This window comes from Aeromicrobium panaciterrae (genome assembly GCF_039537165.1).
In the GTDB taxonomy this organism is placed as follows: Bacteria; Actinomycetota; Actinomycetes; order Propionibacteriales; family Nocardioidaceae; genus Aeromicrobium; species Aeromicrobium panaciterrae.
The window spans coordinates 2799643-2824660 of the sequence record NZ_BAAAZZ010000002.1; the positions used below are offsets into that span (position 1 = coordinate 2799643).

General features: G+C 67.9%; 23 protein-coding genes. 18 read left to right on the plus strand and 5 right to left on the minus strand.

Going from position 1 to position 25018, the window contains the following annotated elements; genetic code table 11:
* The first annotated feature begins 86 nt into the window (after positions 1-86).
* From dxr to ABD683_RS14670, 6 genes are all read left to right on the plus strand, one after another.
* Entirely contained in the window at positions 87-1289 is a 1203-nt protein-coding gene (dxr, locus tag ABD683_RS14645; protein ID WP_344770706.1) for a 1-deoxy-D-xylulose-5-phosphate reductoisomerase, read from the plus strand.
* Positions 1286-2584: a M50 family metallopeptidase gene (locus ABD683_RS14650; RefSeq protein WP_344770707.1), complete on the plus strand. Its 1299-nt coding sequence runs from the start codon at positions 1286-1288 to the stop codon at positions 2582-2584. Before dxr ends, ABD683_RS14650 begins: the two co-directional genes overlap by 4 nt.
* 1 nt (position 2585) lies before the next feature.
* Entirely contained in the window at positions 2586-3731 is a 1146-nt protein-coding gene (ispG, locus tag ABD683_RS14655; RefSeq protein WP_344770708.1) for a flavodoxin-dependent (E)-4-hydroxy-3-methylbut-2-enyl-diphosphate synthase, read from the plus strand.
* A gap of 47 nt (positions 3732-3778) precedes the next feature.
* The gene (locus ABD683_RS14660) at positions 3779-4621 is read left to right on the plus strand and encodes a GNAT family N-acetyltransferase (protein WP_344770709.1); all 843 of its coding nucleotides are present in this window, start codon (positions 3779-3781) and stop codon (positions 4619-4621) included.
* Positions 4622-4746: 125 nt separating this feature from the next.
* Positions 4747-5109, plus strand: coding sequence for a DoxX family protein (locus tag ABD683_RS14665; protein WP_344770710.1), 363 nt, complete (start codon positions 4747-4749; stop codon positions 5107-5109).
* Positions 5110-5146: 37 nt separating this feature from the next.
* A complete protein-coding gene (locus tag ABD683_RS14670; RefSeq protein ID WP_344771609.1) occupies positions 5147-6895 on the plus strand; it encodes a proline--tRNA ligase in 1749 nt (582 codons plus the stop codon).
* Here the strand turns inward: ABD683_RS14670 and ABD683_RS14675 are convergent.
* From ABD683_RS14675 to ABD683_RS14685, 3 genes are read right to left on the minus strand one after another with little or no spacing between them, the layout of a single operon-like run.
* Positions 6892-7701: an aminoglycoside phosphotransferase family protein gene (locus ABD683_RS14675; RefSeq protein ID WP_344770711.1), complete on the minus strand. Its 810-nt coding sequence runs from the start codon at positions 7699-7701 to the stop codon at positions 6892-6894. The two genes, ABD683_RS14670 and ABD683_RS14675, sit on opposite strands and share 4 nt — an antisense overlap.
* Entirely contained in the window at positions 7698-8099 is a 402-nt protein-coding gene (locus tag ABD683_RS14680) for a DUF4439 domain-containing protein (RefSeq protein WP_344770712.1), read from the minus strand. The genes ABD683_RS14675 and ABD683_RS14680 overlap by 4 nt, the downstream gene beginning before the upstream one ends.
* A complete protein-coding gene (locus ABD683_RS14685) occupies positions 8096-8587 on the minus strand; it encodes a hypothetical protein (protein WP_344770713.1) in 492 nt (163 codons plus the stop codon). The genes ABD683_RS14680 and ABD683_RS14685 overlap by 4 nt, the downstream gene beginning before the upstream one ends.
* A gap of 199 nt (positions 8588-8786) precedes the next feature.
* Between ABD683_RS14685 and rimP the strand changes: the two genes are divergently transcribed.
* The 9 genes from rimP (at position 8787) to ABD683_RS14730 (ending at position 19413) form a co-directional block, all read left to right on the plus strand.
* A complete protein-coding gene (gene rimP, locus ABD683_RS14690) occupies positions 8787-9239 on the plus strand; it encodes a ribosome maturation factor RimP (RefSeq protein WP_344770714.1) in 453 nt (150 codons plus the stop codon).
* The gene (gene nusA / locus ABD683_RS14695) at positions 9239-10330 is read left to right on the plus strand and encodes a transcription termination factor NusA (RefSeq protein ID WP_344770715.1); all 1092 of its coding nucleotides are present in this window, start codon (positions 9239-9241) and stop codon (positions 10328-10330) included. Before rimP ends, nusA begins: the two co-directional genes overlap by 1 nt.
* Positions 10302-10607, plus strand: coding sequence for a YlxR family protein (locus ABD683_RS14700; protein WP_344770716.1), 306 nt, complete (start codon positions 10302-10304; stop codon positions 10605-10607). Before nusA ends, ABD683_RS14700 begins: the two co-directional genes overlap by 29 nt.
* 168 nt (positions 10608-10775) lie before the next feature.
* Positions 10776-13490: a translation initiation factor IF-2 gene (gene infB / locus ABD683_RS14705; protein WP_344770717.1), complete on the plus strand. Its 2715-nt coding sequence runs from the start codon at positions 10776-10778 to the stop codon at positions 13488-13490.
* Positions 13491-13492: 2 nt separating this feature from the next.
* Positions 13493-13930 (plus strand): 30S ribosome-binding factor RbfA, encoded by a 438-nt coding sequence (gene rbfA / locus ABD683_RS14710; RefSeq protein ID WP_344770718.1) that lies wholly within the window; start codon positions 13493-13495, stop codon positions 13928-13930.
* The gene (truB, locus tag ABD683_RS14715) at positions 13927-14799 is read left to right on the plus strand and encodes a tRNA pseudouridine(55) synthase TruB (protein WP_344770719.1); all 873 of its coding nucleotides are present in this window, start codon (positions 13927-13929) and stop codon (positions 14797-14799) included. Before rbfA ends, truB begins: the two co-directional genes overlap by 4 nt.
* 11 nt (positions 14800-14810) lie before the next feature.
* Positions 14811-16055 carry a phospholipase D-like domain-containing protein gene (locus tag ABD683_RS14720; protein ID WP_344770720.1) on the plus strand — a complete coding sequence of 415 codons (1245 nt, stop codon included), beginning with the start codon at positions 14811-14813 and terminating at the stop codon, positions 16053-16055.
* Between the two features lie 187 nt (positions 16056-16242).
* Positions 16243-17163, plus strand: a complete 921-nt coding sequence (locus ABD683_RS14725; RefSeq protein WP_344771610.1) for a bifunctional riboflavin kinase/FAD synthetase — start codon at positions 16243-16245, stop codon at positions 17161-17163.
* A 36-nt stretch (positions 17164-17199) separates the two neighbouring features.
* Entirely contained in the window at positions 17200-19413 is a 2214-nt protein-coding gene (locus ABD683_RS14730; RefSeq protein WP_344770721.1) for a beta-glucosidase family protein, read from the plus strand.
* An 8-nt stretch (positions 19414-19421) separates the two neighbouring features.
* Here ABD683_RS14730 and ABD683_RS14735 read toward each other — a convergent pair whose 3' ends face one another.
* Both ABD683_RS14735 and ABD683_RS14740 read right to left on the minus strand, forming a co-directional pair.
* Positions 19422-20279 carry an SGNH/GDSL hydrolase family protein gene (locus tag ABD683_RS14735; protein WP_344770722.1) on the minus strand — a complete coding sequence of 286 codons (858 nt, stop codon included), beginning with the start codon at positions 20277-20279 and terminating at the stop codon, positions 19422-19424.
* A 46-nt stretch (positions 20280-20325) separates the two neighbouring features.
* Positions 20326-21159 (minus strand): class I SAM-dependent methyltransferase, encoded by an 834-nt coding sequence (locus ABD683_RS14740; RefSeq protein WP_344770723.1) that lies wholly within the window; start codon positions 21157-21159, stop codon positions 20326-20328.
* A gap of 162 nt (positions 21160-21321) precedes the next feature.
* Between ABD683_RS14740 and ABD683_RS14745 the strand changes: the two genes are divergently transcribed.
* From ABD683_RS14745 to ABD683_RS14755, 3 genes are all read left to right on the plus strand, one after another.
* Positions 21322-22017 (plus strand): winged helix-turn-helix transcriptional regulator, encoded by a 696-nt coding sequence (locus ABD683_RS14745; RefSeq protein WP_344770724.1) that lies wholly within the window; start codon positions 21322-21324, stop codon positions 22015-22017.
* Positions 22018-22147: 130 nt separating this feature from the next.
* Positions 22148-22402 carry a 30S ribosomal protein S15 gene (gene rpsO, locus ABD683_RS14750; protein ID WP_344771611.1) on the plus strand — a complete coding sequence of 85 codons (255 nt, stop codon included), beginning with the start codon at positions 22148-22150 and terminating at the stop codon, positions 22400-22402.
* 242 nt (positions 22403-22644) lie between these two features.
* Positions 22645-24861 (plus strand): polyribonucleotide nucleotidyltransferase, encoded by a 2217-nt coding sequence (locus ABD683_RS14755; RefSeq protein ID WP_344770725.1) that lies wholly within the window; start codon positions 22645-22647, stop codon positions 24859-24861.
* The last annotated feature ends 157 nt before the right edge of the window (positions 24862-25018 follow it).

Here is a 25018-nt window from a genome sequence, read left to right on the forward strand (position 1 = left end):
GCGGTGGCGGCGCCCTCGGGGGGTGTCGTCGCCGTCGTGTTCCGGTCGATTGAGCGGCCGGCCCGTCCGTGCGAGAGAATGGTGACATGCGCAAGCGTGTCGCCATTCTCGGTTCGACGGGCTCGATCGGTACGCAGGCCCTCGAGCTGATCGCCGCCAACCCCGAACGCTTCGAGGTCGTGGCGCTTGCCGCCGGTGGGAGCAACCCGGCGCTGCTCGCGAAGCAGGCCATCGAGCTCGACGTGCCGGTGGTTGCCGTGGCCAGGGCCAGCGCCGCAGAGGACGTCCAGCTTGCGCTGTACGCCGAGGCCCAGAAGCACGGCTACGAGAACGGCGACCACCGCATACCCCGCCTCCTTGCCGGCCCCGAAGCGGCGAGCGAGGTCGCCCGCATCCCGTGCGACGTCGTGCTCAACGGCATGACCGGCTCGGTCGGCCTCCTCCCGACGCTGGCGGCCCTCGAGACCGGCACCACCCTCGCGCTCGCCAACAAGGAGTCGCTGATCATCGGCGGGGAGCTCGTCACCGGGGCGGCCAAGCCGGGCCAGCTCGTACCCGTCGACTCCGAGCACTCAGCGTTGGCCCAGGCGATGCGCGGCGAACGACGCGACGACGTGCAACGGTTGATCGTCACCGCGAGTGGGGGACCGTTCCGCGGTCGTACGCGCGCCGACCTCGCCGACGTCACGCCGGAGCAGGCGATGGCGCACCCGACCTGGGACATGGGCCCCGTGATCACGATCAACTCGGCGACGCTGGTCAACAAGGGCCTTGAGGTCATCGAGGCCCACCTGCTGTTCGACATCGGCTACGACCGCATCGACGTCGTCGTACACCCGACCTCGATCGTGCACTCGATGGTCGAGTTCACCGATGGTTCCACCATGGTGCAGGCATCACCGCCCGACATGAAGCTGCCGATCGCGCTCGGCCTCAGCTGGCCCGACCGCGTGCCCGGATCCGCGACTCCGTGCGACTGGAGCACCGCCGCGACGTGGGAGTTCTTCCCGCTCGACCACGAGGCGTTCCCGGCCGTGACCTTGGCTCGCAGGGCGGGGGAGTTCGGTCGTACGGGCCCCGCGGTGTTCAACGCCGCCAACGAGGTCTGCGTCGACGCGTTCGTCGCGGGGGACTTGGACTTCCTCGGCATAGTGGACACGGTGGGCGCAGTCCTCGACGAGCACCTCGGTGATCCCGACGCCGCCCGTCAGGACATGACCCTCGACGGCGTGCTCGGCGCCGACGCATGGGCCCGGACCCGGGCCTCACAACTGGTGGAGAAGCGATGAACACCCTGATCTACACGCTCGGCGTGGTGGTGTTCGTCCTGGGCGTCGTCATCTCGATCGCGCTGCACGAGGTCGGGCACATGTATCCCGCCAAGAAGTTCGGCATCAAGGTCACGCAGTTCTTCGTCGGCTTCGGCAACACCGTGTGGTCGACCAAGCGCGGGGAGACCGAGTACGGCTTCAAGTCGATCCCGCTGGGCGGTTACGTCAAGCTCGTCGGGATGCTGCCGCCCGCCAAGGACGCAGACCCGCACGAGGTGCGCAAGACCAACACCGGACTCTTCACCCAGCTCGTCTCGGATGCCCGCAACGCGGAGTACGAGCACGTCAACGACGACGACCTCGACCGGCTCTTCTACCGCAAGCCGTGGTGGCAGAAGCTGATCGTGATGGCGGGTGGTCCGACCGTCAACATCATCATCGCGGTGTTCCTGTTCTGCGTGGTGTTCATGGGCTTCGGCGCCATGACCCCGACGACCACCGTCTCGTCGGTCTCAGACTGTGCGATCAGCGCCGCCGAGGAGGGTCGCGCCTGCACGGCCGACGACCCCGTCGCACCGGCACGCCAGGCGGGCCTGGAGCCGGGCGACCGGATCCTGTCGTTCAACGGCACCAAGATCGATGAGTGGGACCAACTGACGACGCTGATCCGCGCCAACGGCAACCGTGAGGCGACGATCGAGTACGAGCGTGCCGGCGACACCAAGGTCGTCACGGTCGACACCTCGGTGACACCGCGCCTCGACGAGAACGATCCGACCAAGACCGTCGATGTCGGCTTCCTCGGCGTCGGTCCCACCGAGACGATGCAGCGCCAGGGTCCCGGCTATGTCGCCGACGTCATGGGTGACTACGTCAGCGGCACCGCCGAGGCGATCGTCCATCTCCCGCAACGCATGGTCGGCGTCGTCAAGGCGGCCTTCGGCGCCGAGCGCGAGGCCAACGGCCCGATCAGCGTCGTGGGTGCCAGCCGCGTCGCCGGCGAGCTCGTCACGGTCGACGACCCCAGCTGGGCCGAGCGGACGCAGCGGGTGCTCGTCCTGCTCGCCGGGCTCAACCTGTTCCTCGCGATGTTCAACTTCATCCCGCTGCTGCCGCTCGACGGCGGGCACATCGCCGGCGCGCTGTGGGAGGCCGTACGTCGCCCGATCGCCAGGCTGCGCGGCCGACCCGACCCGGGCTACGTCGACGTCGCCAAGATGTTGCCGGTCGCCTACGGTGTGGGCGCTCTCCTTATGCTGATGAGTGTGATCCTGATATACGCCGACATCGTCAACCCCGTGAAGCTGACTTGAGATGACCGATCTCGGCCTGCCGGCGATGCCGCCACCGGTGCTCGCACCCCGACGCACGTCCCGCAAGATCAAGGTCGGCACCGTCGACGTCGGCGGCGACGCCCCCGTGTCGGTGCAATCCATGACGACGACGCTGACGTCCGACGTCAACACGACGCTGCAGCAGATCGCCGAGCTCACCGCGGCGGGCTGCGACATCGTACGAGTCGCGTGCCCCAGCCAGGATGATGCCGACGCCCTGCCTGAGATCGCCCAGCACTCCAACATCCCGGTGATCGCCGACATCCACTTCCAGCCCAAGTACGTCTTCGCCGCGATCGACGCCGGCTGCGCTGCCGTACGTGTCAACCCCGGCAACATCCGCAAGTTCGACGACCAGGTCGGTGCCATCGCCAAGGCTGCGAAGGATGCTGGCGTCTCGATCCGCATCGGCGTCAACGCCGGATCGCTCGACAAGCGCATCTTCGACAAGTACGGACGGGCGACCCCCGAGGCGCTCGTCGAGTCCGCCGTGTGGGAGGCGTCGCTGTTCGAGGAGCACGACTTCCACGACTTCAAGATCTCGGTGAAGCACAACGACCCGGTGATCATGGCGCAGGCCTACGAGATGCTCGCCGAGCGCGGGGAGTGGCCGTTGCACCTCGGTGTGACCGAGGCCGGCCCGGCGTTCCAGGGCACGATCAAGAGCGCCACGGCGTTCGGCTATCTCCTCGGCAAGGGCATCGGTGACACCATCCGGGTCTCGCTGTCCGCCCCGCCCGTCGAGGAGGTCAAGGTCGGCATCCAGATCCTGCAGTCGCTCAACCTTCGCGAGCGCAAGCTCGAGATCGTGTCGTGCCCGTCCTGCGGTCGCGCCCAGGTCGACGTCTACACGCTCGCCGAGGAGGTCACGGCCGGCCTCGACGGACTGGAGGTCCCGCTGCGCGTCGCCGTCATGGGCTGTGTCGTCAACGGTCCCGGCGAAGCGCGCGAAGCCGATCTCGGCGTCGCCTCGGGCAACGGCAAGGGCCAGATCTTCGTCAAGGGCGAGGTCATCAAGACCGTGCCCGAGTCCAAGATCGTCGAGACGCTGATCGAAGAGGCGATGCGCCTCGCCGAGGGCATGGAGCCCGTCGAAGGCTCGTCGGCCGCCGTCACGGTGAGCTGATCGCCACCGGCAAGTAGGCTTGAAGCCTTCACTCCCCGGAGGCAGTCGTGCTCGAGACCACCACACAGCTACGTGCGCTGACGCCGCACGACCTTCCCGAGCTGCGTGCCCTCCTCGACCAGGACCCGCTGGTCAACCTGTTCGTACGCGGCCGCGTCGATGCGAGCCGCCTGCAGACCCGGTGGCTCGGCGGGGAGATCTGGGGCTACTTCGAGGACGACGAGCTCGTCTCGGCGTGCCACGCGGGTGCCAACATCGTGCCGGTCCAGGCCACTCCTCGCGCGATCGAGGCGTTCGCCGACAGAGCCCTGCGCGACAACATCCGCCCGTCGTCGATCGTGGGTCTCCGCTCGGCCGTCGAGCCGATGTGGGAGATCCTCGAGCCGCACTGGGGTCCGGCCCGTTCGCCGCGCCTCGACCAGCCGTTCATGGTGCTGGAGCACGATCCCGCCATCACGCCTGACCCGCGCGTACGTCCCGTGGCGATCGACGAGTTCGACCTGGTCTATCCGTCGTGCGTCGCGATGTTCACCGAGGAGGTCGGCGTCGACCCCGAGGCCGGCAACCGCAACGGTTACCGAGCCCGCGTCGCCCAGCTCATCACGCAGGGCTGGGCGTTCGCGATCATCGAGGACGACGAGGTGCTGTTCAAGACCGAGGTCGGGGCAGCCACGTCCTACGCCTGCCAGCTGCAGGGCGTCTACGTACGCCCTGACCTGCGCGGACAGGGCATCGCGGCTGGCGCGGTGGCCGCTGTCGTCGAGCAGGTACGCGCCTGCGTCGCGCCGTCGGTGACGCTGTACGTCAACGGCCACAACACCCCGGCGCGACGGGCGTACGAACGCGTCGGCTTCGAGCACACCGAGACGTTCTCGTCGATCCTGTTCTGAGCGGTGCACGTCCGCCCGCGAGTGGTGCAGATCCGGGTTCTTGAGACGGCGTGTCGCACGCATATGCGCCACTCGCGGGGCGGTCTGCACCACTCGCGGAGGACGCAGCGCCGTAGGCTCGCGGCATGAGACGTGATGTTGCGGCCCTTGCCGTCGGATTCGCCGCCTCCGGGGTGCTGCACCTGGTGAAGCCCGAGCCGTACGTCGCGATCGTGCCCAAACCACTGCCGTTCAAGGAAGAGCTGGTGGCCGGCTCAGGTGTCCTCGAGATCATCCTCGGCGCGATGATGCTTTACCCGCGTACTCGAAAGCTGGGCGGCAAGGGTTCCGTGGCGCTGCTCGCCGCGGTGTTCCCGGCCAACGTGCAAATGGCCATCGACGTGGTGCGTGACGAGAAGGCAGCCGGTTGGTTCAAGGCCGGCACGGTGCTCCGGCTGCCGCTGCAGGCTCCGATGATTCGTGTTGCGCGCAAGGCCGCCCGAGGCTGACGCAACCGACACCACCGATAGGCTCAAGGCCATGCGTATGTCCCGGATGTTCCTGCGAACCCTGCGAGACGATCCGGCCGATGCCGAGGTCCCCAGCCACCGTCTGCTGGTGCGCGCGGGTTATGTACGCCGGGTGGCGCCCGGCATCTACTCGTGGCTGCCGCTCGGCCTCAAGGTGCTGGCCAAGGTCGAACGCATCATCCGCGAGGAGATGGAGTCGATCGGCTCCCAGGAGGTGCGGTTCCCGGCCTTGCTGCCGCGCGAGCCGTACGAGATCTCGGGCCGCTGGACCGACTACGGCCCCAACGTGTTCCGGCTCAAGGACCGCAAGGGCAACGACATGATGCTCGGCCCGACGCACGAGGAGTTCTTCACGCTTCTGGTGAAGGACCTCTACTCGTCCTACAAGGACCTGCCGCTGAGCCTCTACCAGATCCAGACGAAGTACCGCGACGAAGCGCGTCCCCGCGCCGGCATCCTGCGCGGTCGCGAGTTCATCATGAAGGACTCCTACTCGTTCGACGTCGACGACGCCGGACTCGAGGCGAGCTATCAGGCGCACCGCGAGGCGTACGTTCGCATCTTCGAACGCCTCGGCTTCGAATACGTCATCGTCAAGGCCACGTCCGGCGCCATGGGTGGCTCGGCCAGTGAGGAGTTCCTCGCGGTCTCCGAGACCGGCGAGGACACCTTCGTACGCTCGCCCGGCGGCTACGCGGCCAACGTCGAGGCCGTCACGACGGTCGCGCCCGCGCCGGTCCCGTACGGTGACGCCCCCGCCGCGCACGCCGAGCAGACGCCCGACACCCCCACGATCGACACGCTCGTGGACCACCTGAACGAGAAATTCCCCCGCGACGACCGTCCCTGGGCGGCGGGCGACACCCTCAAGAACGTGCTCGTGATCCTGCGTCATCCTGACGGCACGCGTGAGCCGGTCGCGATCGGCGTGCCGGGTGACCGGGAAGTCGACGCCAAGCGGCTCGAGGCCCAGGTCGCCCCCGCCGAGGTCGAGCCGTTCGAGGAGAAGGACTTCGCAGCCAACCCGGGCCTGGTCAAGGGCTACATCGGCCCTGCCGTGCTCGGCACCGAGAGCAGCACCGGCATCCGCTACCTCACCGATCCGCGCGTCGTCGAGGGCACCCGCTGGGTCACCGGCGCCAACGTCCAGGGCTCGCACGTGATCGATCTCGTGGCGGGTCGCGACTTCACCTCCGACGGCACGATCGAGGCCGCCGAGGTGCGTGCCGGCGACGAGGCACCTGACGGCTCGGGACCGCTCGAGCTCGCCCGTGGCATCGAGATGGGTCACATCTTCCAGCTGGGTCGCCTGTACGCCGAGGCGCTCGGGCTCAAGGTGCTCGACGAGAACGGCAAGCTGGTCACGGTCACGATGGGGTCGTACGGCGTGGGCGTGTCACGCGCGGTGGCAGCCGTCGCGGAGTACGCCCACGACGAGCTGGGTCTCGTATGGCCCCGTGAGCTCGCCCCGTTCGACGTGCACCTCGTCGCCGCGGGCAAGGACGAGGCCGTCCTCGCCGCCGCCGAGGACGTCTATGCCGAGCTGATTGGTGCCGGCCTCGACGTGCTGTTCGACGACCGTGTCGGCAAGGTCTCGCCCGGCGTGAAGTTCAAGGACGCCGAGCTGATCGGTGTGCCCACGATCGTCGTGGTGGGCAAGGGTGTCGTCGACGGTGTGGTCGAGGTCAAGGACCGCAAGTCCGGCGACCGTGCCGACGTCGCGATCGCCGACGTCGTCGGTCACGTCCAGGGCGTCCTCAGCTAGATCACCTGCGTCAGGGCAGGCACGATGCCGTGCTCGTCGCCGTCCTCCAGCGCGTGCAGGATCGACCACTTCGCGGCGCGTACGACGTCAAAGCCGGCTGCCTCGCAGATCTGCAGGTGACGGGCCCGGATGCCCTCGTCGCGGTCGCCGGTGATCTCGTCGAGCCGGTCCCACAGCGGAGACACGGCCTCGAACGCGCGGTCGCCGGCGTAGCACTTGGGATCGATCGCCAGCCAGGGCTCGCGGTCGGCGCGCAGCACGTTCTCGTAGTGCAGGTCGCCATGCAGCAGGACGACCTCGTCGGTCTGCAGGTCGTCGGCGAGGAACGCCCACTCCTCGGGGATCCTGGTCACCCACTCGCGGGCGGCGTCGTTCGTCAGCACGGCGCCATCGAGTGGCCCGTGCCGGTGCATGCGCGACCACAGCTCGGCGATGATCACGATCGACTCGTCGACCGGATGCGTCACGAGCGACTCCGGCCCGGCGCGCTCCATCAGCAAGGCCTTGTGTCGACGGTCCTGCTCCAGGAGCCGTACGGCACCGTCGCCCTGCCAACCGGTAAGGACGTCTCCCTCGTGCACATTGTCCTCGTACGGATAGCTCACCTTGAGCGCCAGCTCCTGGCCGTCACGCTCCACGAGACACACGAGACCGACGTGTCCGGTGAGGACCGACTCGTCGACCGTCAGGCCCCACGCCGTCGCCAGCTCGTCGATCAGCGCCGGCAACGTGGCGATCCAGGCGCGTCCCGACTCGCCCTCGCGCGCGACGTACATCTGCGCGAAGTCGGTGGGAACTGCGATCACGGCAGTCCCGGGAAGGCGACCGGTTCCCCGCCCCATGCAAGGTCGGTCAGGGCGGCGCGCCGTAGCGCCGTGGTCGCGAGGCCACGCGTCGCGCCGGACGCCTCGCCGACCAGGGCGAGGGTGGCAGCCGCGATCCGGCCCTCGACGTCGCGCACGGCCTGGCGAGCCTCGTCCTGGGTCTTCAGCGGCCCCACGTCGTACGAGAGTCCTGTCGCCACCGGCTCGGCGCCCGCCTTGTGCAGGCGGTCCAGCAGGTCGTCGCGCGCCACCAGATGGGCATCGCGGGTGCGTCGTGCCTGGCCGGTCAGGGCGCTGAACCGGGCCCCGACGAGCGAGTAGAGCCAGACGGCCTCGTGCTCGACGGCCAGCCACTGCTGCATCGCGGAGACGGCGCTCATGCGAGTGCTCCCAGCCCGCGGGAACACTGCGCGAGTCCGGCCGACATGGATGACAACACCCGGGCGAGATCGGGGGACACCGCCTTCGCGGCGTCCTTGGCACGTGCCGTGGACGCTGACGACAGGGTCGTCGCGAGTGTCCGGAGCGCCACGACGGGGTCGGCGTCGACCGGCCGTGCCGGCGGCACGGTCGAGGGGCCGCCGACGGCGTTGACGTGTGCCTGCGCGATCGTGGCGAACGGCTCCAGCGAGGCACCCAGCCCGGTGTGCTTGGCAGCGGTCGACTCGATCGCCGACAGCACACGATTCTGGTCCTTCGCCACCGCGACGATCAACGCGTCGTCGCTGCGTACGGGACGCGCCTTCGGTCGCAGGCCGACAGCGTCCGCAGCGTCGTCGAGCCGGTGCGTGGCATCGGCGACCACGACGGCGCCCGCCAGGACGACAGCGCCGGCTCCGGTTGCGATGAGGGCGCGGCGGCTGATCACCACCTGAGGTTATCCCGCGCAGTGCTGCACGGCGGGATCGCGTGCGACGTGGCTCGTCCCACTGTCCGCAGCCCGGTGTCGCGCGTGCTGGTCCACGCTCGAGCTGGCGGGATCGGCCTCGGTTGTTCGGTAAGGTGGTCCAGACACCGAACGGGTGTCGACACACAGGCGTCACAACAGAACAGAGGAGGACGAGCCAATGACCGATCGGCTGGAATCCCTCGTCAGTGACTGTGTCGCGCCGTTGGGCATGGACGTCGAGGCCGTCGAGCTCCGCCAAGGTGGGCGTCGCAAGGTCCTCCGCATCGCACTCGATGCCGACGGCGGCATCGGCATCGACCAGATCACCACAGCCACCCGAGCACTCAACGAGGCTCTCGACTCGTCCGACGTGATGGGTGCCGAGCCCTACACACTCGAAGTGACGTCGCGGGGTGTCGAGCGCCCGCTCACGCTGCCACGCCACTGGCGTCGCAACACGGGTCGACTCGTACGCGTCACCTTGGCTGACGACTCGACGCTCGACGGCCGCATCGGCGACAGCGATGACACCGGTGTCGAGCTCACGACCAAGAAGGATGCGACGCGCATCCCCTATGACCAGATCACGACGGCGCTCGTACAGACCGAGCTGAACAGGAAGGACGCCTGATGGACATCGACATGGCAGCCCTGCGAGCTCTCGAGCACGAGAAGGACATCTCGTTCGAGGTGGTCGTCGAGGCCATCGAGACCGCGCTTCTCTCGGCCTACCACAAGACTCCCGGGTCCTACCCCCATGCACGGGTCGAGCTCGACAAGAAGACCGGTCACGTCGTGGTGTGGGCCAAGGAGCGCCTCGCCGACGAGCCGGTCGCCGAGCTCCACGACGCGACTGACCCCTCGCAAGGCTTGGAGGAGGGCGACAGCAGGCCGACGCCACAATTCACCGAGGAGTTCGAGCACACGCCGGACGACTTCGGACGCTTTGCCGCGACGATCGCCCGCCAGCTGATCATGCAGCGCATCCGCGACGCCGAGGACGAGGCGAAGTACGGCGAGTTCTCCGGCCGTGTCGGTGACATCGTGTCGGGCGTCATCCAGCAGAGCCGCCCCGGTGACGTCGCGCTCGACCTGGGTCGCATCGAGGCGATCCTGGTTGCCTCCGAGCGCGTGCCCGAGGAGAAGTACGCACACGGTGAGCGCCTCAAGGCCTACGTCTACGAGGTCGAGAAGGGCCTGCGCGGACCCAAGGTCAAGGTCTCCCGCACGCATCCCAACCTCGTCAAGCTGCTGTTCGCGCTCGAGGCACCCGAGATCGCCGATGGATCTGTCGAGATCGTGGCGATCGCCCGCGAGGCGGGTCACCGCACCAAGATCGCGGTACGCGCCAACGTCGCCGGCATCAACGCCAAGGGCTCCTGCATCGGTCCCATGGGGTCACGGGTGCGCAACGTCATGCACGAGCTGCACGGCGAAAAGATCGACATCGTCGACTACAGCGACGACCCAGCCGAGTTCATCGCCCACGCGCTTTCTCCCTCTCAGGTCAAGGGAGTCACGCTGGTCGACCCGGCGACTCGCTCGGCGCGGGTCGTCGTCCCCGACTTCCAGCTGTCGCTCGCGATCGGCAAGGAAGGCCAGAACGCGCGTCTCGCCGCGAAGCTGACGGGGTGGCGCATCGACATCCGTTCAGACACCGAGGCCCCGGCCACGGGGGAGGGCTCGGGAACCGATGACGCGCCCGCCTCGCGAAACGGGTAGACTGACCGAGGTCCTTCGTACGTGCATCGGTTGCCGAGAGCGTGCGGACAAGACCACTCTGGTGCGAGTCGTCGCAGCCCGGGAGTCAGACATCACCGTCGTGACACCCGATCTGAGCCGCTCGTTGCCGGGTCGCGGGGCGCATCTTCACCCCACGGCACGGTGTCTGGAGCTCGCGACACGGCGCAAGGCGTTCGGGAGGGCCCTTCGAGTCGAAGGACCACTCGATCTGACCAGGTTGAGCGCCATGATCGACGAGGCAACACCTGCTGAATGACCACGAGGAACGCACGCCGCGTTCCCAGACCACGAATCGGAGCACCCGCTCATGACGAACCGATGAGTACTCACCGATGAGTACTGACCGATGAGCCTGCACGTCACGCTGTTGATTGACAAATAGTGGTCTGATCCTCCTTTGGGTCGGACCCCCTGAAGGAGAAAAGTGGCTGTAAGAGTCCACGAGCTCGCACGCGAGTTCGGTGTCGAGAGCAAAGTCGTCCTCAACACCCTGAAAGACATGGGTGAATACGTGAAGTCGGCGTCCTCGACCGTAGAAGCGCCCGTCGTACGCCGCCTCACCGAGGAGCACGGCGAGGCTTTGCGCGCCCAAGGTGCCAAGAAGGGCGGCGGCAAGGCCGCTGCCAAGAAGGCTGCGCCCGCCGAAAAGGCTGCCGAGGAGGCACCCGTCGCCGAGGCACCCGAGCCGGCGGCCAAACCCACGGGTCCCACACCCGGCCCGCGCGTTCCCAAGGCGCCCGAGCCCGAGCCTGAGCCGGTTGCCGAGGCACCCGTCGAGGCGCCGGCCGCGGCGACCGAGGCCCCGGCGGCCCCCAAGCCCAGTGCCACTCCCGGCCCGCGTCCACCCGCCGCGGGTGGGGCACGTCCCGGCAACAACCCGTTCTCCTCGACGCAGGGCATGCAGCGCGCCCCGCGTCCGCCGGCAGCACGTGAAGGTGGCGCTCCAGCGGCACCCGGCGTGGCTGGCATGCCTCGCCCCAACCCGGCGATGATGCCGCGGCAGTCGGGCCTCGGCGGCCCGCAGGCGCGCGACTCGCGTCAGGGCGGCGGCGCACGTCCGGCTCCCGGCCGTGGCGGACCCGGTGGTTTCCAGGGTCGTCCGGGCGGCGGTGGCGCTCCCGGTCGTCCCGGCGGCGGTGCCCCCGGTGGCGGAGGCGGCTTCAGCGGACCCCCGCGCACGGGTGGTCCCGGTGGCCGCAACACCCGTGGCGGCACGCAGGGCGCGTTCGGTCGCGCCGGTGGCCCGGTGCGTCGCGGACGCAAGAGCAAGCGCGCGAAGCGTCAGGAATACGACCAGATGCAGGCTCCCGCGATCGGCGGAGTCCGCGTACGCAAGGGCGACGGCGAGAACGTACGCCTGACCCGTGGCTCGTCGCTGAGCGACTTCGCCGAGAAGATCGGCGTGGACGCAGCGTCGCTCGTCGAGGTGCTGTTCCACCTCGGTGAGATCGTCACGGCCACCCAGTCGGCCAACGACGAGACGCTGCTGCTGCTCGGAGAAGAGCTCAACTACAACGTCGAGATCATCTCGCCGGAGGACGAGGATCGCGAGCTGCTCGAGTCGTTCGACCTCGAGTTCGGCGAGCACGAGGGTGACGACGCAGACCTCGCACCCCGTCCGCCGGTCGTCACCGTCATGGGTCACGTCGACCACGGCAAGACCAAGCTCCTTGACGCGCTGCGCAACGCCAACGTCGTCGACAAGGAGGCCGGTGGCATCACGCAGACCATCGGCGCCTACCAGGTCGCGACCGAGGTCGACGGCACCGAACGTCGTATCACGTTCATCGACACCCCCGGTCACGAGGCGTTCACCGCCATGCGTGCCCGTGGTGCACAGGCGACCGACATCGCGATCCTCGTGGTCGCCGCCGATGACGGGGTCATGCCCCAGACGATCGAGGCGCTCAACCACGCCAAGGCCGCCGGTGTCCCGATCGTGGTTGCCGTCAACAAGGTCGACAAGCCCGACGCCGATCCGACCAAGGCTCGCGGTCAGCTGACCGAATACGGTCTGGTGCCCGAGGAGTACGGCGGAGACACCATGTTCGTCGACGTCTCGGCCAAGGCTGGCACGGGTCTCGACACGTTGCTCGAGTCGATCATCCTCACGGCTGACGCCTCGCTCGACCTGCGCGCCAACCCCGACCAGAACGCCGAGGGTCTCGTCATCGAGGCACACCTCGACCGAGGTCGCGGTCCCGTCGCAACAGTGCTCGTACACCGTGGAACGCTCAAGGTGGGCGACTCGCTGGTCGCCGGTCCGGCGTTCGGTCGCGTACGAGCCCTGCTCGACGAGCACGGCGAGAACATCGAGGAGGCCACACCGTCGCGTCCCGCGCTGGTGCTCGGTCTGACGGCTGTGCCCGGAGCTGGTGACAACTTCATGGTCGTCGCCGACGACCGTCTGGCTCGCCAGATCGCCGAGAAGCGTGAGGCGCGCGAGCGCAACGCGCTCCTGGCACAGCGCAGCGGCCGCCGTACGCTCGAGGACTTCATGTCATCGCTCGAGAAGGGCGAGACCGACGAGCTGCTCCTCATCCTCAAGGGTGATGGCTCCGGTTCGGTCGAGGCCCTCGAGGACGCGCTCGCACAGATCGACGTCGGTGAAGGTGTCGCCCTGCGCGTCATCGACCGCGGCGTCGGTGCGATCACCGAGACCAACGTCATGCTGGCCGCCGCGTCCAACGCCGTCATCATCGGCTTCAACGTCCGCCCGCAGGGCAAGGCGACGGAGCTGGCTGATCGTGAAGGTGTCGAGATCCGCTACTACTCGATCATCTACAACGCGATCGAGGAGATCGAGGCATCGCTCAAGGGGCTGCTCAAGCCGGAGTTCGAGGAGGCGCAGCTCGGCACGGCCGAGATCCGCGACATCTTCCGCTCCAGCAAGATCGGCAACATCGCCGGTTGCATGGTCACGGGTGGTGTCATCAAGCGCAACGCCAAGGCACGTCTGCTGCGCGACAGCGCGGTCGTCGCCGAGAACCTCGACCTCGGAAGCCTGCGTCGTGAGAAGGACGACGTGTCCGAGGTCCGTGAGGGCTTCGAGTGCGGCATCGTGCTCAAGGGCTACAACGACATCAAGATCGGCGATGTCATCGAGACCTACGAAATGCGGGAAAAGGTCCGGGCCTAGGCATGGCAGGTCCACGCAATGCCAAGGTCGGTGACCGGATCAAGGTGGTCGTCGCGCAGATGCTGGAGCGTCGGGTCAAGGACCCACGCCTCGGCTTCGTGACGATCACCGACGTCCGGATGACCGGCGACGGCCAGCAGGCCTCGGTGTTCTACACCGTCATGGGTGACGAGTCGGCCCGGGCGGAGACGGCGGCGGCGCTGAAGAGCGCCACCGGCCTGATCCGGTCCGAGGTCGGCAAGCAGCTCGGCACGCGCATCACCCCGTCGATCGAGTTCTACCTCGACTCGGTTCCCGAGACGGCCAAGGAGATCGAGGAGCTGCTCGCCAAGGCCAGGGCCGCTGACGACGCGGTTGCCGCGCAGTCGACCGGTGCGACGTATGCCGGTGACGCGGACCCTTACAAGAAGCCGCACGAGGACGAGGCCGACTCCGAGTGACGGAGTCGGGCCTTGTCGTCGTCGACAAGCCATCTGGGTGGACCTCGCACGACGTGGTCGGCCGTATGCGCCGGCTCGCCGGCACCCGCAAGGTCGGCCACAGCGGCACGCTCGACCCGATGGCGACAGGGGTCCTGGTGCTCGGCATCAACCGGGCCACCCGCCTGCTGGGCCACCTGACGCTGGCCGACAAGGAGTACGTCGCGACGATCCGCCTCGGCCAGTCGACGATCACCGACGACGCGGAGGGCGAGATCGTCGAGTCGACCTCGGCGAGTCACCTGGACGAGGAGTCCGTACACGCTGCGCTCCCGCCGCTGACCGGTGACATCCAGCAGGTCCCGTCGTCGGTGTCGGCGATCAAGGTCGACGGTGTGCGGTCGTATGCACGGGTCCGCTCCGGCCAGGAGGTCGCGCTCAAGGCACGCCCCGTCACGGTGTCGACCTTCGAGGTGACCGGCTCCCGGCATGATGGCGAGTGCTTCGACGTGGACGTCCGCGTGGTGTGCTCCAGCGGCACCTACATCCGCGCCCTGGCCCGTGACCTCGGCGCAGCGCTGGGCGTCGGCGGGCACCTCACGGCGCTGCGTCGTACGCGGGTCGGCGGCTTCGGCATCGACCGGGCCAGCACCCTCGAAGAGCTCGAGAAGCAGTTCACGCTGGTGCCGCTCGACGACGTGGCTCGCGCCAGCTTCGCGACGTACGAGCTCACCGACGACCAGGCAGCCGACGTGCGGTTCGGTCGCGCTCTTCCCGGTCTTGACCTCGGCGCACCGGGCCCCGTCGCGGTGTTCGCGCCGACCGGGGATTTCCTGGCGCTCTACGAACAACGCGGAGACGACGCGAAGGCCATCGCCGTCTTCATCTAGGGTTACCGACCATGAGCTTGAGGCCAGTTGCGCGCACGATCGTTCGCCGCGGCTTCCTGGCGATGGTGGCGCTGCAGGTCCTGACCATCGCGACGTTGATGATCGTCACCAAGGTCCGCAAGATCATCCGTGGCCGTGCTGCGACGCCCTTTCCCGTCACGCCGCCGCGCCCGATCCCGATCGGTGCCGAGGGCACGGCGACGACCTACACGTACGGCGCCGACCTCTACGAGGACATGCTCGCCGCGATCGACGGTGCCCGGGACCGCATCCTGTTCGAGACCTACATCATCAAGGGCGACGCGATGGGGGAGCGCTTCAAGGAGGCACTGATCCGCGCGGCCGATCGCGGTGTCGACGTCTACGTCGTCTACGACGCGTTCGCCAACCTCGTCGTACGCCCGAGCTTCCTGCGCTTCCCGCGGTCGGTGCACGTGCTGCGCTACCCGATCTACTCGGCGGGCCTGAAGTTCTTCAACGTCCGCAGCTATGGTCGCGACCACCGCAAGATCCTGGTCGTCGACCAGAGTGTCGGCTACGTCGGCGGGTTCAACATCGGCGCGCTGTATGCGACGGAGTGGCGCGACACCCACGTCAAGATCGTCGGCCCTTCCGTGTGGGACCTCGACAACGCGTTCGTCGACTTCTGGAACCTGCGCGACGACATCACCGCCAAGCCGTTGGCACCGCGCGGCGAAGCCAGCTGGGACCCGCAGATCCGTGCCCACCGCAACGTGCCACGCCAGCTGATGTTCCCGATCCGGGGCATGTACCTCGAGGCGATCGATCGCGCCAAGGACCACATCTACATCACCGCCGCCTACTTCATCCCCGATCGCGACATCCTGCAGGGACTCATCGAGGCAGCCGGTCGCGGCGTCGACGTACGCATCCTGATGCCCGAGGTCTCCAACCACGTCGCCACCGATGTGCTGTCGCGCGGCTTCTATGGCTCGCTGCTGCGGGGCGGCGTACGCATCCTCCTCTACCAGGACTGGATGGTGCACGCGAAGACCGCGACGATCGACGGTCGCTGGACCACGATCGGCACGGCCAACATCGATCGACTGAGCCTGACCGGCAACTACGAGATCAACCTCGAGATACTCGACGCCGCCCTGGCCGAGGAGATGGAGACGATCTTCGAGAACGACTCGTCGATCGCCCGCGAGCTCAGCCTCGACGAGTGGGAGTCGCGCCCGTGGGTGTCACGTGCGTGCGAGCTGATCGTACGACCGCTCCGACCTCTGCTCTGAACCCGCTCGTAGGCGGTGCCTGGCGAGCCTCCGCGCCGCCCGGACGCCGCCGCATCCCGGCCGCCCGCGTTCTCGGCCCTCGTGAGACGACCCCGGTATGGCTTGGGCCCTCGGCCGTGGCAGCTGGGCGCGGAGACGCCCGGTCGGCTACGCAGGCTCGTGAGGCACGGCCTAGGCTCATCCCGTGATGATGTGGCGTGAGGTTGCGGGTGCGACGACCCAGACCCGTACCCGACCCGCCGCTGTCACGATCGGCACGTTCGACGGTGTGCACCGCGGCCACCAGCACGTGCTGGCCCGCACACGCGAGCTCGCCGACGGCGCACCCGTCGTCGCCGTGACGTTCGACCCGCACCCGATGGCCGTCGTGCGTCCCGAGCACGAGCCGCGCAAGCTGACGACCCTCGAGCGACGGGTCGAGCTGCTGCACGAGCACGGCGCCGACGAGGTGCGGGTGCTGGCGTTCAGCACGGAGATGTCGGGCTGGTCTCCTGAGGAGTTCGTCGAGCGCGTCCTGGCCGACCAGCTGCACAGCGGCGTCGTGGTCGTCGGCGAGAAGTTCCGGTTCGGCCACAAGGCCGCCGGTGACGTCGCCTTCCTCGCCCGAGCAGGGGAGGGCCACGGTTTCACCGCCGTCGGCCTGCCGCTGGTCGGCGACGGCGAGATCCTGTCGTCGACCCGCGTACGCGCGCACGTCGCCGCGGGAGAGCTGCGGGAGGCCGCCGAGGTGCTGGGCCGACCACACGAGGTCAGCGGAGTCGTGACGCGTGGTGAGCAGCGTGGTCGCGAGCTCGGCTTCCCGACCGCCAACGTCCCGGTTGACGAGTCGTACGCCGTGCCGCCCGACGGCGTCTACGCCGGTTGGGTCGTCGCCGGTCAACGCCTTCCGGCGGCGATCTCGATCGGCACCAACCCCACGTTCGACGGTGTCGAACGACGCGTCGAGTCCTACGTCCTCGACCGCACCGACCTCAACCTCTACGACCAGGTGATCCGGGTGGAGCTCGTCGAGCATCTCCGCGGGATGGTCAAGTTCGAAGGCATCGACGCGCTCATCGAGACCATGAACGGCGACGTCGAGAAGACACGCGTGATCCTCGAGCTATAGGCAGAACACGTTCTAATTCCGTAGTATCCGAGCACCATGACTCCCGCTCGCATCCTTGGTGCCGTTGTTTCCGGCGTGCTCTTGATCCCGTTGCTGACCTTTTCGCCTGCCCCGGCCGTCGGCCGATGCGGTGACCACCCGTGGTGCGACACGTCGCTGAGCCCCGACAAGCGGGCTGATCTCCTGCTCGCCGAGCTGACGCTCAAGGAGAAGATCGACCTGCTCGGCGGCGACGACCTGATGGGTGGCGCGATCAGCAGCCCCGACACCCACACGGGCACCCAGAACGGCGTACCCCGGCTCGACCTGCCGACGATCTACTACAGCGACGGACCGGTCGGTCCGCGCCAGGGCAAGTCGATCGGCCTGCCGGCACCGCTGGCGCTCGCCGCGACGTTCAACGTCGATCTCGCCCGCTCGCACGGCACGGTTGCCGCGAGCGAGGCCAGGTCCAAGGGCAACGACGTGATCTTCGCGCCGACGGTCAACATTGCACGCACCCCGCTGGCCGGACGGACGTTCGAGGGCTACGGCGAGGACCCGTGGCTGACCAGCCGGCTCGGCGTCGCGTGGATCAAGGGCGCACAGTCCACCGGGGTGATCGGCAACGTGAAGCATTTCGCCGCCAACAACCAGGAAGGCGTCGACATCGATGTCACCGGCGGTCTGCTGACCTCGTACTCGCCGATCGGTCTCGGCGTGATCGGCACCCGCTACGCGCAGAACTCCGTCGTGGATGACCGTACGCTCCGAGAGATCTACCTCCCGCAGTTCGAGGCGGCGGTCAAGGAGGCCAAGGTCGGCACGATCATGTGCTCCTACAACCGGCTCAACGGCACGTACGCGTGCCAGAACCCGAACCTGCTGCAGGACATCCTGCGCAAGGACTGGGGCTTCACCGGCTACACGATCGCCGACTACATCGCGATGCACACCACGGCCGGTGGACTCAACAACGGTCTCGACTTCGAGCCGTTCCCGCCACTGGCCTACCAGCCGGCGCTGATCACCCTTGCCAACGCCCTGGGCCGCGTCTCGACGGCGACGATCGACAGTCACGTCCACACCATGCTCACGACATGGTTCCAGTTCGGTGTGTTCGACCGGGCGGCGTACGTCAACGACGACGCACAGATCGACAAGGTCGCCGACGGCAAGGCGTCACAGGCGATCGCGGAACAGGCGGCGACGCTGCTTCGCAACCAGGGCAACATCCTGCCGCTCGCCGCGTCCGTGAAGTCGATCGCCGTGATCGGCAAGCCCGCCACCGAGTTTGCCGTCGGCGGCGGATCCGGCGCCGTCGACCCGTTCCAGAACAACTCCATCCTGGACGGCATCAAGGACCGCGCCGGTTCGGGAGTGACCGTGACGTACGACGACGGCACGAAGGCCGATCGCGCTGCCGCCGTGGCAAAGGCTGCCGAGGTGGCGATCGTCGTGGCGAAGGACAAGTACGGCGAGGGTGCCGATCGTGCCTGCCTGTCGCTGAAGTGCCCGAGCATCGGCGGCAACCAGGACGCGTTGATCGAGGCCGTGGCCGCCGCCCAGCCCAGGACCGTCGTCGTGCTGGAGACCGGTGGCGCCGACCTCACGCCGTGGCGCAACAAGGTCGCCGCGCTGGTGTCGGCCTGGTACCCCGGCGCCCACGGAGGGCCCGCCATCGCCCGCGTGCTGTTCGGCGACGTCGATCCGGGTGGCCGGCTGCCCATCACGTTCCCCGAGAGCGAGTCGCAGCTGCCGACCGCCGTCAGCCGCACTCGCTACCCCGGGGGCGGTCTGCTCGGCCTCGACACCCGCTACGACGAGGGTGTCTTCGTGGGTTATCGCTGGTACGACGAGAAGAAGCTGACACCGGCCTACCCGTTCGGGTTCGGCCTGTCCTACACGTCGTTCGCGCTCTCGAACCTGAACGTCAGGGGCAGCGGCACGGGTGCGGTAGTCACGGCCGTGATCAAGAACACCGGCCAGCGCACGGGCTACGCGGTGCCCCAGCTGTATGTGGGCCTGCCGGACCAGTCCGCGACGGTTCAGCAGCCGCCGTCGGCACTGAAGGGCTTCACCAAGGTCAGGCTTGCGCCCGGCCAGTCCGTCACGGTCACGATGCCGCTGGACCAGCGGGCGTTGTCCTACTGGAATGCGTCAGCCAAGACATGGAGCCTCACCAAGGGCTGCGCCGCGATCAAGGTCGGGTTCTCGTCGCGTGACCTGCCGCTCCAGGGCTCGCTGCCCATCGGCGGCGGCAGCTGCTAGCGGATGGTCTAGGTGAGGTGGCGGGCGAGTGACTCGGCGACCGCCGCCATGCCGGCCTCGTTGGGGTGGAGGAACGCACCGTCGCCCGGTGACGTACGGAACCCGTTGACCCACGCGGCATTGCCGTAACAGGACTCGTGGCCCGAGCTGCTGGTGGCCATCGACACGTAGTCGACCTTGGCGCGCTTGGCGGCGTCAGCCAGCGCCGTGTCGAGCATGTCCTGCGCCAGGATCGCGGGGCCCGAACGTGCCGTCGTGAGCCCGGTGACGACGCAGCCACCCGGCTCCGGCAGCACCCGCAAGTAGCCGACCAGGACGATGCGTGCCTGGGGTGCCTTGGCGCGGATCGCCTCGAGCGAGGTTGCGACCCGGGCGGTGGTGCGGGCAAGAGCCGTCGTGAGGAAGCTCTTCACCGTGGGGGAGCACTGGGCCTGGGCGACACGCGTACCGGTGGCGCAGGCGAAGATCACCTTGCCGAACACGCCCTCGTCGTTGCCGCCGATGCCCACCGTGACGAGATCGGTGTGTGACGTGACGGCGTCGAGCTGCGGTCCGGGTGCGTCCGTCGTGGGCCGGCTCGTGACGATGTCGGCGGAGGTGGCGCCGCTGCAGCTGACGTCGCGCACCACCGTCACGTCGAGGGCCTTGGCGAGCAGCGACGGGTAGTTCCTGGTCGAACGCTGGCAGCCGACAGACATCGGGTCTTGGGGCGTGATGCCGGGACCCGAGGTGAAGGAGTCACCCATCGCGACGTACGAGCTGTACGTCGGCTTGGTGACCTTGGGGAAGTCGTCCTTGGTGGTCCCGCAGCCTGCCAACAGGCCGGCGGCGAGGAGAACGACGCCGGCGCGGCGTGCGAGAACCATGCGGAGAGGTTATAGGGCCGTGCCACGCTGCCGACCGACCGGGGACCTACACCTTGCGCGCCGTGTAGAGCAGATACTCCCATTCCATCGCGCCGCCGCCGAGGTCGTGGCGCGCAGCCAGATCGGCGAGCTCACGATCGAGCGCGTCGACGCGTTCGGCGTCGTCGCCGATGAACGCGTAGACCGAGATCGTCGGGCCGTAGCACGCCTTGAAGAAGTCGCGGAACTCATCGGGGGTGCCGAACGTGTCGACGGTGAGCTTCTCCCTTCGTGCCACGATCTCGGTCACGGCATCGCCGAACAGTCCTGTCACGTGCTCCTCGCTGCCCCAGAGCGGTGCGGGCTGCGCACCGGACGGTGGCGGGGGAGCGTACGGCTTCATCACGCCGAACATCTGGCCGATGAACCCTTCCGGCGTCCAGTTGAGCAGGCCGATGCGTCCTCCGGGTCGAAGGATCCGTACGAGCTCGTCGGCACTCTCCTGGTGGTGCGGCGCGAACATGATGCCGACGCACGAGATCGCCGCGTCGAACGAGGCGTCCTCGAACGGAAGCGCCTCGGCGTCCGCCTCGCGCCACTCGAGCACGACGCCCTGTGACTCGGCATCCGTGCGTCCGGTCTCGAGCAGCTCGGGTGTCAGGTCGGACGCGACGACGTCGGCACCTGCCTTGGCTGCCGGGATCGACGCGTTGCCTGAGCCGGCCCCGATGTCCAGCACGCGATCGCCCGCCGTGATCGCGGTGGCCTCGACGAGTCGTGGTCCCAGCGCCGCGATGACGTCGGCGGCGACCGACGGATAGTCGCCTGATGCCCACATGGCCCGGTGCTTGGCCTTCAGATCAGGTACGGAGATGTCTGCTGGTGCGGTGATGTCACTCATGATGAGCTCCCTCGGTGTCGTGGTGCCTCGAGGTTGCACCCGCGGGCGTACCGCCATCCAGTCACAGATCTGGACCGGTCGAGCGGTCCAGGATCTGTACTGGCGCGAGCGGGATTCGCGCGGTCTACTGAGGTGCGAGCTCACGATCAAGAGGAGAAGCTCATGACGTCATACGGCCAGTTCTGCCCGGTCGCCAAGGCCATGGAGCTGCTCGACGAGCGGTGGACGATGCTCGTCCTGCGCGAGATGCTCGCCGGCAGCACGCACTTCAACGACCTGCGGCGCGGCAACCCCAAGATGTCTCCCACCCTGCTGTCCAAACGCCTGCGCACGCTGGAGCGCGCTGGCGTCGTGAAGCGTTCCGTCGAGCGTGGCCGGACGAGCTACACGCTGACCGAGTGTGGTGAGGAGCTGCGTGGTGTGGTCGAGTCGCTCGGCGCCTGGGGAGTGCGCTGGATCGGCCAGCTCGGCGAGGAGGACCTCGACCCGCACCTGCTGATGTGGGACATGCGCCGTACGGTCCCGGTGGACGCCTGGCCCGCGCGGCGGACCGTGGTGGCGTTCGAGCTCACCGACGTGACCCCGAAGGCGGCACGCTGGTGGCTGTGCGTCAACGGCGGTGAGGCCGACATCTGCGACTACGACCCGGGATTCGACGTCACCGTGACCGTGACGGCCGAGCTCCGGACACTCACCGAGGTCTGGCGGGGAGACGTCTCGTGGCAGCAGGCCATCAAGGACGAGCAGGTCGAGCTCACCGGCCCGAGCACCGCCGTACGAGCCGTGCCCGGGTGGCTGGGGCAGATGCAGCTCGCCTCCGTTCCCCGACTGGATTCGCAGTTGGCCCATGAGCGCTGATACCCTGATAGCTGCCGTGTAACGGCCACGGATTGATAGTGCCCCGGTGGACAAGCCCGGGCGCGCCGTGCAACGGAACCCCTCGAGGAGAAAAGTGTCGAAGAAGACTGCTGCGCCCACGGTCGCAGACATGCCCAAGGACGAGATCATCAAGCAGTACGCACTCAGTGACGGCGACACCGGATCCCCTGAGGTCCAGATCGCACTGCTCACCGGTCGTATTGCTCACCTGACCGGTCACCTGCAGGAGCACAAGCACGACCACCACAGCCGTCGTGGTCTGCTCCTTCTCGTCGGCCAGCGTCGTCGTCTGCTCAACTACTTGCAGAACAACGACATCGAGCGCTACCGCTCGCTCATCGAGCGCCTCGGTCTGCGCCGCTAAGACCCCTGTGGCGGTCACTTCCTCGTGAAGTGACCGCCATCTTCACAACTACACACCGAAACACCCACGACGAGCTGCCCACGGCACACCATCTGGTTTCAAGACGTGTTCGGTCCTCGGTAGTGGCCCTCGGATCCGCTCCATGCGGTGCCCGCAGGCCTCGATCGAAGACCGACTGAGCTTCACCGCCGCCGCGCGGCTCGTCCCAAGTTGCAGGCCCATGGCCTGCGGAAGGGACTTCCATGTCGGAACTCCACACCGCCGAGACCGTTATTGACAACGGCACGTTCGGCAAGCGCACCATCCGTTTCGAGACGGGCATTCTCGCCCAGCAGGCGGCCGGTTCGGTCTCCGCATTCCTCGACGACGACACCATGCTCCTGTCGGCCACCACGGCCGGCAAGCACCCCAAGGACCAGTTCGACTTCTTCCCGCTGACGATCGACGTCGAAGAGCGCATGTATGCCGCGGGTCGCATCCCGGGCTCGTTCTTCCGCCGCGAGGGTCGTCCGTCCGAGGATGCGATCCTGACCTGCCGGTTGATCGACCGCCCGCTGCGCCCGACCTTCAAGAAGGGTCTGCGCAACGAGGTCCAGGTCGTGATCACGGTCCTGGCCCTCAACCCCGACACCCCGTACGACGTGCTCGCGATCAACGCGGCATCCGCGTCGACGCAGATCTCGGGCCTGCCCTTCAGCGGCCCGGTCGGCGCCACCCGCGTCGCCCTGATCGACGGCCAGTGGGTCGGCTTCCCGACTCACAGCCAGCTCGAGAACGCCGTGTTCGACATGGTCGTCGCCGGCCGCATCGCGGATGACGACGTCGCGATCATGATGGTCGAGGCCGAGTCGACCGAGCAGACCTGGGGACTCGTCCAGAGCGGTGTCCAGGCTCCCACCGAGGAGATCGTCGCTGGTGGCCTCGAGGCTGCCAAGGTCTTCATCAAGCAACTCTGCGAAGCGCAGATCGAGCTCGCGAAGTCCGCCGCCAAGCCCGTCCAGGACTTCCCGGTCTTCCTCGACTACGAGGACGACGTCTACGAGGCGGTCAAGGCTGCCGCCAGCGCCGACCTCGCCCAGGCGATGACGATCCTGCACAAGGCCGACCGCGAAGAGCGTGAGTCCGAGATCAAGGCTGACGTCCTCGACAAGCTGGGTTCGCAGTTCGAAGGACGTGAGAAGGAGATCGGCGCCGCAGTTCGCGCCGTCACCAAGTCCGTCGTCCGTGATCGTGTCCTTCGCGAGAACATCCGCATCGACGGCCGCGGCCTCGCTGACATCCGTGCCCTGAGCGCCGAGGTCGGCATCGTTCCGCGCGTGCACGGCTCCGCGCTGTTCCAGCGCGGCGAGACCCAGATCATGGGCATCACGACGCTCAACATGCTGGGCCTGGAGCAGAAGCTCGACACGCTGTCGCCCGTCACCTCGGTGCGCTACATGCACAACTACAACTTCCCGCCCTACTCGACCGGTGAGACCGGTCGTGTGGGTTCGCCGAAGCGTCGCGAGATCGGCCACGGTGCCCTTGCGGGCCGTGCGCTGCTGCCCGTGCTGCCGACGCGCGAGGAGTTCCCCTACGCGATCCGCCAGGTGTCCGAGGCGCTCAGCTCCAACGGCTCCACCTCGATGGGTTCGGTCTGCGCCTCGACGCTCGGCCTGCTCAACGCGGGTGTCCCGCTGCGCGCGCCGGTCGCCGGCATCGCCATGGGACTCATCTCGGGTGAGGTCGACGGCAAGCAGACGTTCGTCACGCTGACCGACATCCTCGGTGCCGAGGATGCGTACGGCGACATGGACTTCAAGGTCGCCGGCACCCGTGAGTTCGTCACGGCCCTGCAGCTCGACACCAAGCTCGACGGCATTCCTGCCGACGTGCTGGCGGGCGCACTGACCCAGGCCTACGGTGCCCGCCTCGCGATCCTCGACGTCATGGCCGAGGCCATCGACGAGCCCGACGAGATGAGCCCCTACGCTCCGCGGATCATCACGATCAAGATCCCCGTCGACAAGATCGGTGAGGTCATCGGCCCCAAGGGCAAGATCATCAACCAGATCCAGGACGAGACCGGCGCCAACATCTCCCTCGAGGACGATGGCACGGTCTACGTCGGTGCCGAGAACGGTGAGGCTGCCGAGGCTGCCCGTGACGCGATCAACGCGATCGCCAATCCGACGATGCCCGAGGTCGGCGAGCGCTACCTCGGCACGGTCGTCAAGGTTGTCGACTTCGGCGCCTTCGTGTCGCTGTCGCCGGGCCGCGACGGACTGCTGCACATCAGCAAGCTCCGTGAGCTCAACGGCGGCCAGCGCGTCAACAACGTCGAGGACGTCGTGTCGGTGGGCCAGAAGATCCAGGTCGAGATCGCCGAGCTCGGCGACCGCGGCAAGCTGTCGCTCGTTCCGGTCATCGAAGGTGGCGACACCGCCGCTGCCGAGGAGCCGGCAACAGCCGACGCCTGAGTCATACCGCACGAAGGGCCCCGTCGCAGCAGCGGCGGGGCCCTTCCGCGTCCGATGAGCGGTGGATTCTCAACCGTTTGGGCGACGTTGCCGGTGATCGGTGGACGATCAACCGAATGGGGCGCGTTTGGGTTGAGGATCCACCGCCACCGATCCG

What these genes read in the sequence shown, in the direction of transcription:
- ABD683_RS14735 (WP_344770722.1), bottom strand. Translation starts at nt 20,279, where the DNA reads ATGGTTCTCGCACGCCGCGCCGGCGTCGTTCTCCTCGCCGCCGGCCTG.
- ABD683_RS14740 (WP_344770723.1), bottom strand. Translation starts at nt 21,159, where the DNA reads ATGAGTGACATCACCGCACCAGCAGACATCTCCGTACCTGATCTGAAG.
- ABD683_RS14745 (WP_344770724.1), top strand. Translation starts at nt 21,322, where the DNA reads ATGACGTCATACGGCCAGTTCTGCCCGGTCGCCAAGGCCATGGAGCTG.
- rbfA (WP_344770718.1), top strand. Translation starts at nt 13,493, where the DNA reads ATGGCAGGTCCACGCAATGCCAAGGTCGGTGACCGGATCAAGGTGGTC.
- ABD683_RS14700 (WP_344770716.1), top strand. Translation starts at nt 10,302, where the DNA reads ATGACGCGCCCGCCTCGCGAAACGGGTAGACTGACCGAGGTCCTTCGT.
- ispG (WP_344770708.1), top strand. Translation starts at nt 2,586, where the DNA reads ATGACCGATCTCGGCCTGCCGGCGATGCCGCCACCGGTGCTCGCACCC.
- dxr (WP_344770706.1), top strand. Translation starts at nt 87, where the DNA reads ATGCGCAAGCGTGTCGCCATTCTCGGTTCGACGGGCTCGATCGGTACG.
- ABD683_RS14665 (WP_344770710.1), top strand. Translation starts at nt 4,747, where the DNA reads ATGAGACGTGATGTTGCGGCCCTTGCCGTCGGATTCGCCGCCTCCGGG.
- ABD683_RS14670 (WP_344771609.1), top strand. Translation starts at nt 5,147, where the DNA reads ATGTCCCGGATGTTCCTGCGAACCCTGCGAGACGATCCGGCCGATGCC.
- rpsO (WP_344771611.1), top strand. Translation starts at nt 22,148, where the DNA reads ATGCCCAAGGACGAGATCATCAAGCAGTACGCACTCAGTGACGGCGAC.
- ABD683_RS14680 (WP_344770712.1), bottom strand. Translation starts at nt 8,099, where the DNA reads ATGAGCGCCGTCTCCGCGATGCAGCAGTGGCTGGCCGTCGAGCACGAG.
- ABD683_RS14650 (WP_344770707.1), top strand. Translation starts at nt 1,286, where the DNA reads ATGAACACCCTGATCTACACGCTCGGCGTGGTGGTGTTCGTCCTGGGC.
- ABD683_RS14720 (WP_344770720.1), top strand. Translation starts at nt 14,811, where the DNA reads ATGAGCTTGAGGCCAGTTGCGCGCACGATCGTTCGCCGCGGCTTCCTG.
- nusA (WP_344770715.1), top strand. Translation starts at nt 9,239, where the DNA reads ATGGACATCGACATGGCAGCCCTGCGAGCTCTCGAGCACGAGAAGGAC.
- rimP (WP_344770714.1), top strand. Translation starts at nt 8,787, where the DNA reads ATGACCGATCGGCTGGAATCCCTCGTCAGTGACTGTGTCGCGCCGTTG.
- ABD683_RS14725 (WP_344771610.1), top strand. Translation starts at nt 16,243, where the DNA reads ATGATGTGGCGTGAGGTTGCGGGTGCGACGACCCAGACCCGTACCCGA.
- ABD683_RS14730 (WP_344770721.1), top strand. Translation starts at nt 17,200, where the DNA reads ATGACTCCCGCTCGCATCCTTGGTGCCGTTGTTTCCGGCGTGCTCTTG.
- ABD683_RS14755 (WP_344770725.1), top strand. Translation starts at nt 22,645, where the DNA reads ATGTCGGAACTCCACACCGCCGAGACCGTTATTGACAACGGCACGTTC.